This is a genomic window from Streptomyces luteolifulvus (assembly GCF_008806595.1).
GTDB classification, from domain to species: Bacteria; Actinomycetota; Actinomycetes; order Streptomycetales; family Streptomycetaceae; genus Streptomyces; species Streptomyces luteolifulvus.
The window spans coordinates 71,891-87,835 of sequence record NZ_VZRB01000008.1 but is presented as its reverse complement, the minus strand read 5'-3'; the positions used below and the strand labels follow the sequence as shown (position 1 = coordinate 87,835).

9 protein-coding genes and 1 riboswitch are annotated in these 15,945 nt (G+C 72.1%); of the genes, 7 read left to right on the top strand and 2 right to left on the bottom strand.

The features are described from left to right. Position 1 precedes the first annotated feature (1 nt). Together F7R91_RS14000 and F7R91_RS13995 are read right to left on the bottom strand one after the other, a co-directional pair. The gene (locus tag F7R91_RS14000; protein WP_225320643.1) at positions 2-967 is read right to left on the bottom strand and encodes a PstS family phosphate ABC transporter substrate-binding protein; all 966 of its coding nucleotides are present in this window, start codon (positions 965-967) and stop codon (positions 2-4) included. Positions 968-1,079: 112 nt separating this feature from the next. After that, positions 1,080-1,556 carry a VOC family protein gene (locus tag F7R91_RS13995; RefSeq protein ID WP_150948215.1) on the bottom strand — a complete coding sequence of 159 codons (477 nt, stop codon included), beginning with the start codon at positions 1,554-1,556 and terminating at the stop codon, positions 1,080-1,082. A 161-nt stretch (positions 1,557-1,717) separates the two neighbouring features. Next, positions 1,718-1,957, top strand: a riboswitch (cobalamin riboswitch). 150 nt (positions 1,958-2,107) lie between these two features. On the opposite strand from F7R91_RS13995, the gene metE reads away from it, so the two are divergent. The 7 genes from metE to F7R91_RS13960 all read left to right on the top strand — a co-directional run bounded on the left by metE (position 2,108) and on the right by F7R91_RS13960 (position 15,942). Further along, the gene (gene metE / locus F7R91_RS13990; protein WP_150948212.1) at positions 2,108-4,426 is read left to right on the top strand and encodes a 5-methyltetrahydropteroyltriglutamate--homocysteine S-methyltransferase; all 2,319 of its coding nucleotides are present in this window, start codon (positions 2,108-2,110) and stop codon (positions 4,424-4,426) included. Positions 4,427-4,628: 202 nt separating this feature from the next. Continuing rightward, positions 4,629-6,440, top strand: a complete 1,812-nt coding sequence (locus tag F7R91_RS13985) for a methylmalonyl-CoA mutase family protein (RefSeq protein WP_150948207.1) — start codon at positions 4,629-4,631, stop codon at positions 6,438-6,440. Continuing rightward, a complete protein-coding gene (scpA, locus tag F7R91_RS13980) occupies positions 6,440-8,614 on the top strand; it encodes a methylmalonyl-CoA mutase (RefSeq protein WP_150948204.1) in 2,175 nt (724 codons plus the stop codon). Before F7R91_RS13985 ends, scpA begins: the two co-directional genes overlap by 1 nt. Continuing rightward, complete coding sequence (gene meaB, locus F7R91_RS13975; RefSeq protein WP_150948202.1) at positions 8,611-9,609, top strand: methylmalonyl Co-A mutase-associated GTPase MeaB; 999 nt, start codon at positions 8,611-8,613, stop codon at positions 9,607-9,609. The genes scpA and meaB overlap by 4 nt, the downstream gene beginning before the upstream one ends. A 242-nt stretch (positions 9,610-9,851) precedes the next feature. Next, positions 9,852-12,719, top strand: coding sequence for a helix-turn-helix transcriptional regulator (locus F7R91_RS13970; RefSeq protein WP_331000560.1), 2,868 nt, complete (start codon positions 9,852-9,854; stop codon positions 12,717-12,719). 125 nt (positions 12,720-12,844) lie between these two features. Beyond that, positions 12,845-13,624 (top strand): hypothetical protein, encoded by a 780-nt coding sequence (locus tag F7R91_RS13965; RefSeq protein WP_150948199.1) that lies wholly within the window; start codon positions 12,845-12,847, stop codon positions 13,622-13,624. Next, entirely contained in the window at positions 13,624-15,942 is a 2,319-nt protein-coding gene (locus tag F7R91_RS13960) for a bifunctional serine/threonine-protein kinase/ABC transporter substrate-binding protein (protein WP_150948196.1), read from the top strand. The genes F7R91_RS13965 and F7R91_RS13960 overlap by 1 nt, the downstream gene beginning before the upstream one ends. Positions 15,943-15,945 lie beyond the last annotated feature (3 nt).

The following is a 15,945-nucleotide window of genomic DNA, read 5'->3' as shown; positions in this document are numbered from 1 at the left end:
GCTAGGGCTTCAGCTGATCGAAGTCGGACGTGAGCTGCTGAGCCTGCCGGCTGCTGAGCGGGATGAACCGGGCGTCCTTGGCGATGTCGGCGTTGTTGTCGACGTAGTACTGCACGAAGTCCAGCACTTCGTCCCGGCCGAGGGCCTCCTTGGAGGGATAGATGAACAGCGGGCGCGAGAGCGGCGTGTAGGTGCCGTCCTGCGCGGTCTTGGCGCCCGGCGCCACACAGCCCTTGCCGCTGTTGATCTGCAGCGCCTTGAGCTCGTCCTGGTTCTCCTCGAAGTAGGTGTAGCCGAAGTAGCCCATGCCACCGGGGGAGCCGGCGACGCCCTGCACGATGACGTTGTCGTCCTCGCTGGGGCTGTAGTCGGTGCGGGAGGCGCCCTCCTCGCCGTTGATCTCCTCGGTGAAGTAGTCGAAGGTGCCCGAGTCGGTGCCGGGGCCGAACAGCTTGAGCGACTCGTCGGGAAACTGGGCGTCGACCTGGTTCCAGTTGTCGACGGTGGAGCCGGGTTCCCAGATCTTCTTCAGCTGCGCGGTGGTCAGGCAGTCGACCCAGTCGGCGTCCTTGTTGACGACGACGGTCAGGGCGTCGTTGGCGACGGTCAGGGCGCCGTAGGTGACGCCGTTCTTCCGGCAGGCCGACTTCTCGTCGTCCTCGATCGGGCGGGAGGCGTCGGAGATGTCGGTCTCACCGTTGCAGAACTTCTCGAATCCGCCGCCGGTGCCGGACGTACCGACGGTCACCCGCACCTCGGGTTCTTCCTCGGCGTAGAACTCCGCGGCCGCGGTGGTCAGCGGAGCCACGGTGCTGGAGCCGTCGACCTTCACGGTGCCGGACAGATCCTGCTGCTGGGATTCGGCGCCCGCGCTCCCCCCGCAGGCGCTCAGTGGAAGTGCCGCGGCGAGGAAGAGCGCTGCGGCACCGATGGTCTTCCTTCTCGAACTGGCGATCGTGTTCTTCACGTGTCGTGATCCTCGAAGTCGTGACTCTGTTCAGACGCATCGATGGATACGATCTCCAGTTTTTCTGCTTCCTTCACGATATGTCCGCCATTGGACGGATGCTGCGGCACACTCAGCCGTCGCCGTGTCCGGCCTCCATCATTTCCTTGGCCCGTCTCTTCAGCTCCTCCGGCGGGACGTCCTCCACATGGGTCGCGACGTTCCACCGGTGACCGAAGGGGTCCTCGAACCCTCCGGAGCGGTCGCCGTAGAACTGGTTCTTCACCGGCTCCAGCTCCAAGGCGCCCAGGGCCAGGGCCTGGGAGTGGACCGCGTCGGCGTCCTCGACGTACACATAAAGGGTCACCGGCGTACCGCCCACCGTCTTCGGCCCGCTCATTCCCATCTCCGGGAACTCGTCCGCGATCATGACAACCGAGTTGCCGATCTGCAGTTCGGCATGGCCGATCTTGCCGCCGGGTGCCGGCATCCTCATGCGCTCCGTCGCACCGAGGACGGCGATGTAGAAGTCGATGGCGGACGCGGCTCCGTCGACGCAGAGGTACGGCGTGACGCGCGGATAGCCCTCGGGAACTGGCTCAACGCTCATGGTCTCCCGCCTGTTCGAATAGGCCTGATATGCCTTCAATGTGGGGCACACCGCCAGCGTGACACGCATCGCCGGGCCGCGCAGCCAGGACTGGGGCGACCTGCCGAAGCAGCAGTCCCTGCACACCACGAAAGACCGGCACCGACCACCCGGCGGACCGGTAGGCTGCCCGTGCAGCTGGTTCGCCCCGTCCGCCAGGCGGGATGCGTCGTAAGAGGGAACCCGGTGGGAATCCGGGACTGCCCCGCAGCGGTGAGCGGGAACGACCGCCGTCATACGCACTGGGCCCGGCGAGGGTCTGGGAAGCGACGGCCAGTAGGTGTCTCGTACGCATACGTACGACTGCGTACGAGCGAGACGTGCCCGCGAGTCCGAAGACCTGCCATCTGCCCGTGTGCGAAGCACTCGCGCGCGGACATCCCGGTGACCTCGAGGGCGGGTCGGCGCACACCGAACGGACGGCCGCAGGCCGTCGGCGTCCGGTGCGTCACCCTTCGCGTTCTCGTCCCGTCCCCGGGATCTCAGGGATTCATCTCGCGAAGGAGATCTCCGTGACCACCAAGCCCGCAGCCGCGGCAGCACGGGCCACCGTGTACGGCTACCCCCGCCAGGGACAGGGCCGGGAACTGAAGAAGGCGATCGAGGGCTACTGGAAGGGCCGGGTCACCGCCGACGCCCTGCGCGCCACCGCCGCCGGACTGCGCCGGACCGCCTGGCGGCAGCTGGCGGACGCCGGTGTCGACGAAGTCCCGACGGGCGACTTCTCGTACTACGACCATGTCCTGGACACCACCGTCATGGTGGGCGCGATCCCCGCCCGCCACCGGGACGCCGTCGCCGCCGACCCGCTCGACGGCTACTTCGCCATGGCGCGCGGCACGAAGGACGTCGCGCCGCTGGAGATGACGAAGTGGTTCGACACCAACTACCACTATCTGGTGCCGGAGTTGGGCCCGGACACCGTGTTCGTCGCCGACTCCGCCAAGCAGACCGGCGAGCTCAAGGAGGCGCTCGCCCTCGGTCTGACGGCCCGCCCCGTGCTGGTCGGACCCGTCACCTACCTGCTGCTGGCCAAGCCCACGCCCGGGGTGCCCGCGGACTTCGCACCGCTCACGCTCCTGGACCGCCTGCTGCCGGTGTACGCCGAGGTGCTCGCGGATCTGCGCGCGGCCGGCGCCGCATGGGTCCAGCTCGACGAGCCCGCGCTCGTCCAGGACCGCACCCCCGCCGAACTCGACGCCGCCCAGCGTGCCTACCGCGCTCTCGGCGCCCTCACCGACCGGCCGAAGCTGCTGGTGGCCTCCTACTTCGACCGTCTGGGCGAGGCCCTGCCGGTCCTGGCCAAGGCCCCGGTCGACGGGCTCGCGCTGGACTTCACCGAGCGGGCCGCCGCCAACCTGGACGCGCTCGCCGCCGCCGGTGGACTGCCCGGCAAGCGGCTGGTCGCCGGGGTCGTCAACGGCCGCAACATCTGGGCCGACGATCTGTCGGCGTCGCTCGCCACGCTCGGCACCCTGCTCGGGCTGGCCGACCGGGTCGACGTGGCCGCCTCCTGCTCCCTGCTGCACGTCCCCCTGGACACGGCGGCCGAGCGGGACATCGATCCGCTGATCCTGCGCTGGCTCGCCTTCGCCCGGCAGAAGACCGCGGAGATCGTCACCCTCGCCAAGGGCCTGACCAGCGGCACCGACGCGATCGCCGGAGAACTGGCCGCGAACCGCGCCGTCCTCGCCTCCCGCGCGAACTCGCCCATCACCCGCGACCCGGCCGTCCGCGCCCGCACCGGCGCGGTCACCGCGGCGGACGCGCGCCGCGCACAGCCGTACGGCGAACGGGCCGCCGCCCAGCGCGCCGCCCTCGGCCTGCCGCTGCTGCCGACCACGACCATCGGCTCCTTCCCGCAGACCGGCGAACTGCGCACCGCCCGCGCCGATCTGCGAGCCGGGCGGATCGACACGGCCGGCTACGAGGAGCGCATCAGGGCCGAGATCCAGGAGGTGATCTCCTTCCAGGAGAAGACCGGACTGGACGTGCTCGTGCACGGCGAGGCCGAACGCAACGACATGGTCCAGTACTTCGCCGAACAGCTCGTCGGCTGCCTCGCCACGCAGCACGGCTGGGTGCAGTCCTACGGCACGCGCTATGTCCGCCCGCCGATCCTCGCCGGCGACATCTCCCGCCCCGAGCCGATGACGGTGCGCTGGACGACGTATGCCCAGTCCCTCACCGTCCGCCCGGTCAAGGGCATGCTCACCGGTCCGGTCACCATGCTCGCCTGGTCGTTCGTGCGCGACGACCAGCCCCTCGCCGACACCGCCCGTCAGGTCGCCCTCGCCCTGCGCGACGAGGTCGGGGATCTGGAGGCGGCCGGGACGTCGGTCGTCCAGGTCGACGAGCCCGCGCTGCGGGAGACGCTGCCGCTGCGCACCGGCGACCGCCCGGAGTATCTGGCGTGGGCGACGGAGGCGTTCAGGATCACCACCAGCGGTGTCCGGCCGGACACCCAGATCCACACGCACATGTGCTACGCCGAGTTCGGTGACATCGTCCGGGCCATCGACGACCTCGACGCGGACGTCATCAGCCTGGAAGCCGCCCGCTCCCATATGCAGGTCGCCCATGAGCTCGCCGCGCACGGCTACCCGCGCGAGGCCGGGCCCGGCGTGTACGACATCCACTCACCGCGCGTGCCCAGTGCGCAGGAGGCGGCCGGACTGCTGCGCACCGGCCTCGCCGCCATCCCGGCCGAGCGGCTGTGGGTCAATCCGGACTGCGGGCTGAAGACCCGCGGCTGGCCCGAGACCCGCGCCGCCCTGGAGAACCTGGTCGCCGCGGCCCGTACCGTGCGTGGTGAGCTGTCCTCGTCCTGACCCGGATGGTGTGAACTGTCCGTGTCCCGACCCGGACGAGCCGGACGAACGGCAGGGCCCGGGGCGCTCCCACGCACCCCGGGCCCTGCCCCCCACGCGTCACCCCGGCGGGCATCAGCGATCCACGTCACAATTCCGGGGAGAACAAGGTCACAATCGGATCCTCTGCTGCTCATCTGCCGTCCTGCCCTAGCATCCGAGTATGACGGTCCTGCCTGACGACGGGCTCTCCCTGGCCGCCGAGTTCCCTGACGCGACACATGAGCAGTGGCAGCACCTGGTGGCGGGTGTCCTGCGCAAGTCCGGCAAGGAGGTCTCGCGCGACGAGGCGGAGGACGCCCTGTCCACCGCGCTGGAGGACGGGCTTCGCGCCCGCCCCCTGTACACCGCGGACGACACCGCACCCGAGCCCGGTCTGCCCGGCTTCGCCCCCTATGTGCGAGGGGGCCGCGCCGAGGGGAACACGGTCGGCGGCTGGGACGTACGCCAGCGGCACACCGTGGCGGACCCGGGCGCGGTCCTCACCGACCTCGAGAACGGCGTCACCTCCCTCTGGCTGGCCGTGGGCGAGTCCACCGGCATCCCGGTCCCCGAGCTCGACCGCGTCCTCGACGGGGTCCTCCTGGATCTGGCGCCCGTCATGCTCGATCCGGGCGACGAGGCCGACCGGGCCGCGCGGCGGCTGCTCAGGCTCTACAAGGAGCGGGGTGTCGCCGACGAGGCGGCGCGCGGCAATCTGGGCGCCGACCCGCTGGGGCACGAGGCCCGCACCGGCCGGACGTTCGACTTCGCTCCCGTGGCCGAGCTGGCGCGGCTGTGCGCCGACCGCTACCCGGGCCTGCGGGCGCTGACCGTGGACGCGCTGCCGTACCACGAGGCGGGTGGTTCGGCCGCGCAGGAGCTGGGCTGCTCCCTGGCGACGGGTGTGGCGTACCTGCGTGAGCTGACCGCGGCGGGCCTGAGCGTCGAACAGGCCTGTGCGCAGCTGGAGTTCCGGTACGCGGCCACCGACGACCAGTTCCTGACCATCGCCAAGCTGCGGGCGGCGCGCCGGCTGTGGGCACGCGTGGCCGAGGTGTGCGGGGCGGCCGCCGCGGGCGCGCAGAAGCAGCACGCGGTGACCTCGCCGGTGATGATGGCGCGCCGCGACCCGTGGGTGAACATGCTGCGCACGACGGTCGCGGCGCTCGCCGCGGGGGTGGGCGGGGCCGACTCCGTCACCGTGCTGCCCTTCGACGACGCGCTCGGCCTGCCCAACGCGTTCGCCCGCCGTATCGCCCGCAACACCTCCACCATCCTGATCGAGGAATCGCATCTGTCCCGGGTGATCGATCCGGCGGGCGGTTCCTGGTACGTCGAGCGGCTCACCGATGAACTCGCCCACGCGGGCTGGGAGTTCTTCCGGACGATCGAGCAGGCGGGCGGACAGGCGGCCGCACTGCGCGACGGGACGGTCCGCTCCCGGCTGGCCGGGACCTGGGCCGCGCGCAGCGCGAAGCTCGCCAGGCGGAAGGAACCGGTCACCGGGGTCAGCGAGTTCCCGGACCTGGCGGAGAAGCCGGTCGTCCGCGAGCCCGCACCCGAGCAGGCCTCCGGAGGGCTGCCGCGCGTGCGGATCGACGACGCCTTCGAGGCCCTGCGCGCCCGCTCCGACGCCCACCTCGCCGCGACCGGGTCCCGGCCACGCATCTTCCTGGCCGCCCTCGGCCCGGCCGCCGCGCACACCGCGCGCCTCACCTTCGCCTCGAACCTGTTCCAGGCGGGCGGCATCGAGCCCGTCACCGAGGGCACGTTCGAGGAGAGCGGGGCACGGGACGTGTGCCTGTGCTCCAGTGACACGCTGTACGGGGAGCAGGCCGAAGCCGTCGCCGAGACGCTGCGGGCGGCGGGTGCCGAGCAGGTGTTCCTCGCGGGCCGTCCCGGGTCCTACGCCGGAGTCGACTCGTACGTCTTCGCGGGCTGTGACGCCGTCGCCGTGCTGTCCGCCGCCCTCGACCGCATGGGAGTGTCCTGATGTCCATCCCCGACTTCTCCGGGATCGAACTCGGCACGCCGACGGCCGACGGCAACCAGGACGACTGGCGTGCGGCCGTCAAGAAGGCCGCCGACGGCGACGATCTCCTCTGGGAGACCCCGGAAGGCATCACGGTCCGGCCGCTGTACACCGGACAGGACCTGGAGGGCCTGGACTTCCTGGGCACCTACCCGGGCATCACCCCGTATCTGCGCGGCCCCTACCCGACGATGTACGTCAACCAGCCCTGGACGATCCGCCAGTACGCGGGCTTCTCCACGGCCGAGGAGTCCAACGCCTTCTACCGCCGCAACCTGGCGGCCGGCCAGAAGGGCCTGTCGGTCGCCTTCGACCTGCCCACGCACCGCGGCTACGACAGCGACCATCCGCGGGTGACCGGCGATGTCGGCATGGCGGGCGTGGCGATCGACTCGATCTACGACATGCGGCAGCTCTTCGACGGCATCCCGCTCGACCGGATGACCGTGTCGATGACGATGAACGGTGCCGTGCTGCCGGTGCTGGCGCTCTACATCGTGGCGGCGGAGGAACAGGGCGTACCGCCCGAGAAGCTGGCCGGGACCATCCAGAACGACATCCTCAAGGAGTTCATGGTCCGCAACACCTACATCTATCCGCCGAAGCCGTCGATGCGGATCATCTCCGACATCTTCGCCTTCACCTCCCAGCGGATGCCCCGCTACAACTCCATCTCCATCTCCGGCTATCACATCCAGGAGGCGGGAGCGACGGCCGACCTGGAGCTGGCGTACACGCTCGCGGACGGTGTGGAGTACATCCGGGCGGGCCGTGAAGCGGGCCTGGACGTGGACGCGTTCGCACCCCGGCTGTCGTTCTTCTGGGCGATCGGCATGAACTTCTTCATGGAGATCGCCAAGCTGCGCGCGGCCCGGCTGCTGTGGGCGAAGCTGGTGAAGCAGTTCGACCCGAAGAACACCAAGTCGCTGTCCCTGCGCACCCATTCGCAGACCTCGGGCTGGTCGCTGACGGCGCAGGACGTCTTCAACAACGTCACGCGCACGTGCGTGGAGGCCATGGCGGCCACCCAGGGCCACACCCAGTCCCTGCACACCAACGCCCTCGACGAGGCGCTGGCGCTGCCCACCGACTTCTCGGCGCGCATCGCCCGCAACACCCAGCTGCTGATCCAGCAGGAGTCCGGCACCACCCGGGTGATCGACCCGTGGGGCGGCAGCGCGTACGTGGAGAAGCTGACGTACGACCTCGCCCGCCGGGCCTGGCAGCACATCCAGGAGGTCGAGGCCGCCGGCGGAATGGCGCAGGCCATCGACGCGGGCATCCCGAAGCTGCGCGTGGAGGAGGCGGCGGCCCGGACGCAGGCCCGCATCGACTCCGGTCGCCAGCCGGTGATCGGCGTGAACAAGTACCGCGTGGAGAACGACGAGCAGATCGACGTGCTCAAGGTCGACAACTCCTCGGTGCGCGCCCAGCAGATCGAGAAGCTGCGGCGGCTGCGCGCGGAGCGGGACGAGACCGCCTGCCAGGACGCGCTGGACGCGCTGACCCGGGCGGCCGGCGGCGAGGGCAACCTGCTCGAGCTCGCGGTGCGGGCGGCCCGTGCGAAGGCGACGGTCGGGGAGATCTCGTACGCCCTGGAGAAGGTGTACGGGCGGCATGCGAGCCAGATCCGTACGATCTCCGGTGTGTACCGCAACGAAGCAGGTGAGTCGCCGTCCGTGGACCGCACCCGCGCCGTCGTCGACGCGTTCGCCGAGGCGGAGGGCCGGCGCCCGCGCATCCTGGTCGCCAAGATGGGCCAGGACGGCCATGACCGCGGCCAGAAGGTGATCGCCACCGCCTTCGCCGACCTCGGCTTCGACGTGGACGTCGGCCCGCTGTTCCAGACTCCGGCAGAGGTGGCCCGTCAGGCCGTCGAGGCGGACGTGCACATCGTCGGGGTCTCGTCGCTGGCCGCCGGGCATCTCGCGCTCGTCCCGGCGCTGCGTGAGCAGCTCGCCGAGGAGGGCCGCGAGGACATCATGATCGTGGTGGGCGGGGTGATCCCGCCGCAGGACGTGCCGACGCTGCTGGAGATGGGCGCGACGGCCGTCTTCCCGCCCGGCACGGTGATCCCGGACGCCGCGCGCGACCTGGTGGCGCGGCTGGGGGCGGACCTCGGGCACGACCTGTGATCGATGTCGACGCGTATGTGAAGGGCGTACTCGACGGGAAGCGTGCGGTCATCGCGCGCGCGATCACGCTCGTCGAGTCCACCCGGCCCCAGCACCGGGCGCTGGCCCAGGAGTTGCTCACCGAGCTGCTGCCGCACGGCGGGCGGGCGCGGCGGATCGGGATCAGCGGGGTGCCGGGGGTCGGCAAGTCGACGTTCATCGACGCGTTCGGGACCATGCTCACCTCGCTGGGGCACCGGGTCGCCGTGCTCGCCGTCGACCCGTCCTCCACCCGGACCGGCGGGTCGATCCTGGGCGACAAGACCCGTATGGAGCGTCTGGCCGTGGACCCGGCGGCCTTCGTACGGCCCTCCCCCTCCGCCGGCACGCTCGGCGGGGTCGCCAAGGCCACCCGGGAGTCGATGGTGGTCATGGAGGCGGCGGGGTACGACGTGGTGCTGGTCGAGACGGTCGGCGTCGGCCAGTCCGAGACGACCGTCGCGAACATGGTCGACTCCTTCCTCCTGCTGACCCTGGCCCGTACCGGCGACCAGTTGCAGGGCATCAAGAAGGGCGTCCTGGAGCTGGCCGACGTGATCGCCGTCAACAAGGCGGACGGCCCGCACGAACGCGACGCGCGTGCCGCCGCACGGGAGTTGGCGGGCGCGCTCAGGCTGATGCACGGCAAGGACGCGTTCTGGACGCCGCCCGTGCTCAGTTGCAGCGCCCGGGAGTCGGCCGGCCTCGACATCGTCTGGGAGCGGCTGGAACAGCACCGCACACTGCTGGACTCCACCGGGCGCCTCGCCGCCCGGCGCAGCGACCAGCAGGTCGACTGGGCCTGGGCCATGGTCCGCGACGAACTGCTGGACCGGCTGCACGCCGACCCCGCGGTCCGCTCCCTCGCCCCCGTCCTGGAGCAGCAGGTCAGGGCGGGCGAGCTGACGGCCACACTGGCCGCGGAACGCATCCTGGGCGCGTTCGGGGAGCAGCGGACGTCTCCGCCCTCCGGGTGACCTGCTCCGGCCCGGGGCTGCCGCGCGACGTACAGGTCGTCCCCTGCCGATGGTGTTCTCGCGCCGCCGTTCCGTCTGAGACGCGCACGGCGGCGCCTGCGGTTCTCCGGCGGACACAACCGCCTGCCGTGAGGATCCCCACGCCGGTGGCACGAGTCCGAGTGTCGGTACCCGACCTTAGGGTTGGCTGTGGGGACGAAGAACGACGCAGGCAGGCGAATCGCCGGTGGGGGGATGCGAGCGTGACACAACTGGTGGGCAGAACAGCAGAACTCGGGCGGCTCGAGACGCTGCTCGCCGAGCTGGGGCGGCCCGAGGCGCCGGCGGTCGTCGACATCTCCGGTGAACCCGGCATCGGGAAGAGCCGGTTGCTCGGCGAGGTGTGCGCGCGGGCCCGCCGGGCCGGGTTCACCGTGCTGCGCGGCCGCGCCACCGAGTACGAACGGCATGTGCCCTTCCAGGTGTTCACCGACGCGTTCGCCGATGCCGATCCCGGCGCCTCGGCCGCGGAGCCCGCCCTCACCGAAGCGGGCTCCGTGCTGCACGGTGTCTGGCATGCGCCGGGAGGCGTCGCCCGCTTCGAACTGCAGCGTGCGATCGCCGGGTTCCTCGCCCACCTGGGAGAGCGCGGTCTGGTGCTGGCCCTCGACGATCTGCACTGGGCCGATCCCGCGTCACGGGAGCTCGTGGACCATCTGGTCCGGCATCCGGTGCGCGGCCGCGTGCTGCTGGTCGTGGCCCGGCGGTCCCGGCAGACACCGACATCCCTGACCGCGGCGCTGACCCGCGGTGCCGACATGGGAGCCGTGCTCCACCTCGATCTGGAACCGCTGCCCGAGCAGGAGTCGATCCGGGCGCTGGCCGCGGACCTGCCCGAGGACGAGGCCAAGCGGTTGTACGCCGCCAGCGAGGGCAACCCCCTGTATCTGCTTTCGCTGGTGCACGCGTACCGGGACGGCGCGCCGCTGCGGGACTGCACGGTCCATACCGGCGCCACGTGGTCGGTCGGTGTGCCCGCCGGGCTCGCGGCACTGCTGCTCGACGAGTTGACCACGCTGACCGGGCCGCAGCGCCATGTCGTCGAAGCGGTGGCCGCCCTCGGCGACCATGCCACGACCGCCATGCTGTCCGCCGCGACCGGGCAGTCGGTGCAGGACGTGGCGGACCGGACCGGCGCCATGGTGGCGCGGGACGTGCTGCGTTCCCGGCCGGGCGGCCGGTGGATGCTCCGGCATCCGCTGCTGCGGGCACTGGTCTACGAGAACACCGCGCCGGAGCGGCGGGCCGAGGTCCATCGACGCGCCGCGCGGGAACTCGCCCGTGGCGGTGCTCCCGCCACCGAGCGCGCCCACCATGTCGAACGGTCGCTGACCGGCTGGGATCCGGAGGCCGCGGCCGTGCTGAGCGAGGCCGCCGCGCAGTTCGCGCAGACGGCGCCGGCAACCGCCGCCCATCTGCTGGACGTCGTCCTGACCCATATGCCGGACACTCCCCGCGAGGTCAGGCGGCGCGGCGAACTCGTGCTGGCGCGCGCCCGTGCCCTCGGGGTCAGCGGGAACCTCCGGGAGAGCCGGGACCTGCTGCACACCCTGATCGAGGTGTCGGGCAAGGACCATCCCGAACTGCGGACGGAGGCCGTCGCCCAGTGCGCCGTGATGGAGCGGCATCTCGGCCACTCCCCGGAGGCCGCGGCCCTGCTGCGCCGGGAACTGTCCCGCGTTCCGGGCCCGTCCCCAGCCCAGGCGGTCTCGCTGCGGCTCGCCCTCGGCATGTCGGCGCTGCTGACCGCGTCCTATCCCGAGGTGCGTGATCAGGTCGCGGAGGCCGTCGCCGTCGCGCGCTGCGACGGCGACGCCGCGAGCGAGGCGGCGGCTCTGGCACTGGCGGCCCTGGGAGAGGCCTACGAGGGGGAGACGGATGCGGCGGTCCGGTTCGCCGACGCCGCCTGCTCGCTCACGGACGCGCTGACGGATCCGGACCTCGCTCAGGTGTGCGAGTCGCTGGTCTGGCTGGCCTGGGCGGAAGCGCTGCTGGAGCGCTACGGCGACGCCGAACGGCACATCACCCGCGGACTCGGCATCGCCCGCCGCACCGGCCGGCTCCATGTCCTGCCGCATCTGCTGACGAGCAGGGCCTTCATCCACGTCGGCACCTGCCGTCTGCCCTCGGCGCTGGAGGCGGCCGAGGAGGCGGAGTCCATCGCCCGGGCCGCGGGGAGCAGTGACCTGCTGGCCTTCGCCCTCGCCATCAAGACGCTGGTGCTGCTGCTGATCCGCCCGCTGGGCGACGGCAGCGCCCTGGCCACCGGTGAGGAGGCCGTCGCGGCGGCCGGCGGCAGCAAGGGCTGGTGGGCCGCCCTGGCCTGGTGCATGCTCGGGCACGCGACCTTCGTGAGCGGGGACCCGCACGGCGCCCAGGAGGCGATTCTCACAGCGGGCGGGGGCCCCGGACTGCCCCTGCTGCAACCGTCGATCCGGCCGGGCCAGCTGGACACCCTCGCTGCCGCGGCGCTCTCCGCCGGTGACGTGGCCCAGGCCGGACGCTGGGCCGCACAGGCGGCGCGCGAGGCGGTGCGGATCGGCCTCGGCGGTCAGCAGGCGGCCGCCCTGCGTGCCGAGGCCACACTGGCCGAGCACCGCGGCGACACCGTCGAGGCGGTACGGCTTCTCGACGTGGCGGCACGGGAATACGCGCGCTGCGGCCAGACCCTGTGGGAGGCGTACTCCCTGCTGCGGGCGGCGCCGTTGGCGCAGCGTGCCGGGCAGGGCGCGCGCGCCGCCGCGATGTGGCATCGCGCCCACCGCACAGCCGTCGGCGGCGGCGCACGACTGCTGGTGGACCTGGCCGAGTTGATCCGCCCTCAGGTGATGGCGGAGACACCGGCGCCTCCGGCCGAGCTGGCGGAACTGACGGCGCGCGAACTGGAGGTGGCAGGGCTGGTCGCGGAGGGGATGAGCAACCAGGACATCGCCGCCCGGCTGCACCTCAGCCGGCGCACGGTCGAGACCCATCTGTCCTCGATCTACCGCAAGGCGTCGGTGCCGTCCCGCTCCGCCCTGGCCGGCCTGGTGACGCGCCTGGGCCTGGGCGCCGGACCACGGAATACGTAACCGGATACGTGGTTCTACGGAAGCCGCTTCCTCCGCGGCTCCGCTACGTTCGAGGAGCCGGACGACGCGAGCTGACCAGAGGGGACCGAGTGAGAGGCAACACCCAAGGAATGCGGGGGAGTTGGGTGACCCTCCTGGTGGCGGGGAGTCTGCTGGCCGGGTGTTCGGCGCAGGGGGACGACGGGGCTGCCCGGCGGACCACGTCGCCCTCGTCCAGTGCCTCGCCGGGAGAGAGGGCGACGCCCTCGGCCGGGTCGACCGCCGCGTCCGTCCTGACACCCGACGCCTCACTCGTCCCCAAGACCTCGAAGGACGGGCGCGTCTTGGCCGACTCCGTGGTGCTCGCCCCGGGTGACTGGGGCCGGGACTTCGTCGCCCAGAGCCCGGCCGAGAGCACCCCGGGCACCTGGGCGGTGCTGGACGACGGCTGTCGCTGGCAGCGCGAGAAGCTCCCCCGCGGGGTGCTGGCCGGCGTGTCCCGGTACAGCCGCCTGCCAGCCGGCGGAGGCAAGGGTGCCGTCACGGTGACGGCCGCGGCCACGGTGCACGGCTCCGCCCTCAGCGCCGACGAACAGCTGAGTACCACCCTCGAGGAAGTGCTGCGCTGCCCGGAACAGCAGCCCCGGGCCGATGCGCGGATCACGGGCCTGATGTCGCTCGGCACCCCCTTCGGCGCCCGAGAGCAGGAGTACGCCGACGACTCCGTCCTCGAAGCCGGGCAGTACGTCGAGCAGGGCGGGGACGCCCAGCTGTACCGGTGGATGGTCGCCCGGCTCGGCACGGTCGTCGTGGCCGTCTCCGTGACCGGCGGCAAGGGACACACCCGGCAGGACCTGGAACAACTGGGCGGCAGCGCCCTGGCGAAGATGCTGACGCGCGTCGAGCAGCGGTTGGAGGGGAAGTGATGGAGCCGCTCCGTACCTCCGACCCGGCCAAGCTGGCGGGCTATCGGCTCCTCGGGCGGCTCGGCGCCGGCGGCATGGGGGTGGTCTTCCTGGCCCGCTCGGCCGGCGGATCGCTCGTCGCACTGAAGGTGATCCAGGCCGAGTACGCCGAGGACGCCGACTTCCGGGAGCGGTTCCGGCGCGAGGCGGACACGGCCCGCCGGATGACCAGCCCCTGGGTGGCATCGCTCGTGGACGCGGACCCCGAGGCGGCCGAACCCTGGCTGGCCACCGCCTTCGTACCGGGACCCTCGCTCGGTGAGGCCGTCGCCGCGCACGGACCGCTGCCCGTGCGCAGCCTCCGGCTGCTGGGGGCGCGGCTGGGGCAGGCCCTCGGGGACCTTCACGCGGTGGGTCTCGTGCACCGGGACGTCAAGCCCGGCAATGTGCTGCTCGCGCTCGACGGACCACGGCTGATCGACTTCGGTGTGGCCCGCGACCAGGAGGACACCGCCCTCACGTCGACGGGCGTCGTGGTCGGCACCCCCGGCTTCCTCTCACCGGAACAGGCCGGGGGCGGGGGCGAGTTGGGGCCCGCCTGCGACATCTTCTCGCTCGGCTGTGTGCTGGCGTACGCGGCCACCGGCCGCCCGCCGTTCGGTACGGGCACGCTGGATGCTCTGCTGTACCGCACGGTGCACGACGCGCCGGATCTGGAGGGCCTTGCGGAGGAGCTCGCCGAAGTGGTGGGCGGCTGCCTGGAGAAGGACCCGCGGCTGCGGCCGACCGCACAGGCGCTGTCGGAGGCCCTCGCGGCCGCCGCGCCCGGGCCCGGCACCGCCTCCGCCCCGGACGGATCGCCCGCCGACCCGCGGGAGGCCCTGCGCGCGGAGCGTCCCCCGGCGCGGCCCGGTGCGTCTCCTGCCGAATCAGCCGGGCCCGAGGAGCAAGTCCCGGGCGACGAAGCCTGGTTGCCGGAGCCGTTGATCCGGCTGATCGCCGAGAGGTCGGCCGCCGGGCTCGCGCTGCCCGGCATCGACGACACCGAGGTCGACGCGTCGGCCGACGGCGCCCCGGCGGCGGGGACCACCGTCGCATCGTCGCAGGACCGCACCGTCGGCCGACGCCGCTTCCTCCTGCTCGCCGGTGGCGCCGCGGCCGTCGCGGCGGGGGGTGGCGCTGCCGCCTGGGCGGCCCTCTCCGGTGACGGTGACGACAAGAGCAGTGCCTCCGGTGCGGCCGCGACGGCCTCCGGTCCCGTGCACACCATCGGGCTGCATGCCGACCTCAGCGGGGATCAGAAGTCGATCGGCCGGGCTCAGGAGCGGGGCCTGCGGCTGGCCGTCGACGAGTTCAACTCCCGGGCGGGCAAGCCGTTCACGCTCGCCGTGAAGACCGTGGACGACGGTGGCGATCCGGCCAAAGCGCCCGTCGTGGCCAAGCAACTGGTCGCCGACCGTTCCGTCCTGGCCGTGGTCGGTCCCACCACGGATGCGACCGCCCTGGCCTCATTGGCGACGTACGACGCCGCGTCGCTGCCCCTCATCGCGGTGTCGCCCGGCGCCACCGCACTGCTGGTGATGGGCAGCCGGTCCTTCCTGCACGCCCGTGTGACGGACACGGTCCTGCCGATCTACCTGGACGCGTTTCTGCGGGGCGCCGCGAAGTCACGCACGATCGGGATCGTCGACGACCGGGCGGCGGACGCGTACGCCTGGGAGATCAGCAGCACGCTCGCCGGAGTCCTGCGGGACGCCCGACAGCCGGCCGTGCCGAAGGTGGTCAGCGCCCTGCGGACCGACTTCGGTCCGACCCTCGAAGCGCTGCTCGACGGCGGCGCGGACTCCGTGGTCTTCGCCGGTTACCACGACCGGGCCGCGCTGCTGGCCCGTGAGCTGAGAAACTGTGACTTCCCGGGTGCCCGGACCGCGGCCCAGGGCGTGCTCGACGCCCGTTTCCTGTCCGCCGCCGGCGACGCGGCCGAGGGCTGGGTGATCGTCGCCCCGGTCATGGACGCCTCCGTGGCCCCCGAGGCGAGGGCGTTCGCCGCCGCGTACCGCAAGCGTTTCGGTGCAGAGCCGGAGCGGTACGCCGTCGAGGCGTACGACGTGGCCCGCATGGCCGCACAGAGCCTGGGCACTCTCACCGCCGGGAAGGCCACCCGCGCGAACCTGACGTCGGCGCTGCGTTCGGCGACGTACAAGGGGATCACGAAGAACTTCGCGTTCGACAAGAGGACCGGGGCCCTCGTCGCCGACGGCGGCGGGGTCTATCTGTGGAAGGTCGACGGCGGGCGGTTCCGGTACCAGGGCGCCGCGCCGTACCAGGTGTCCACCTGATGG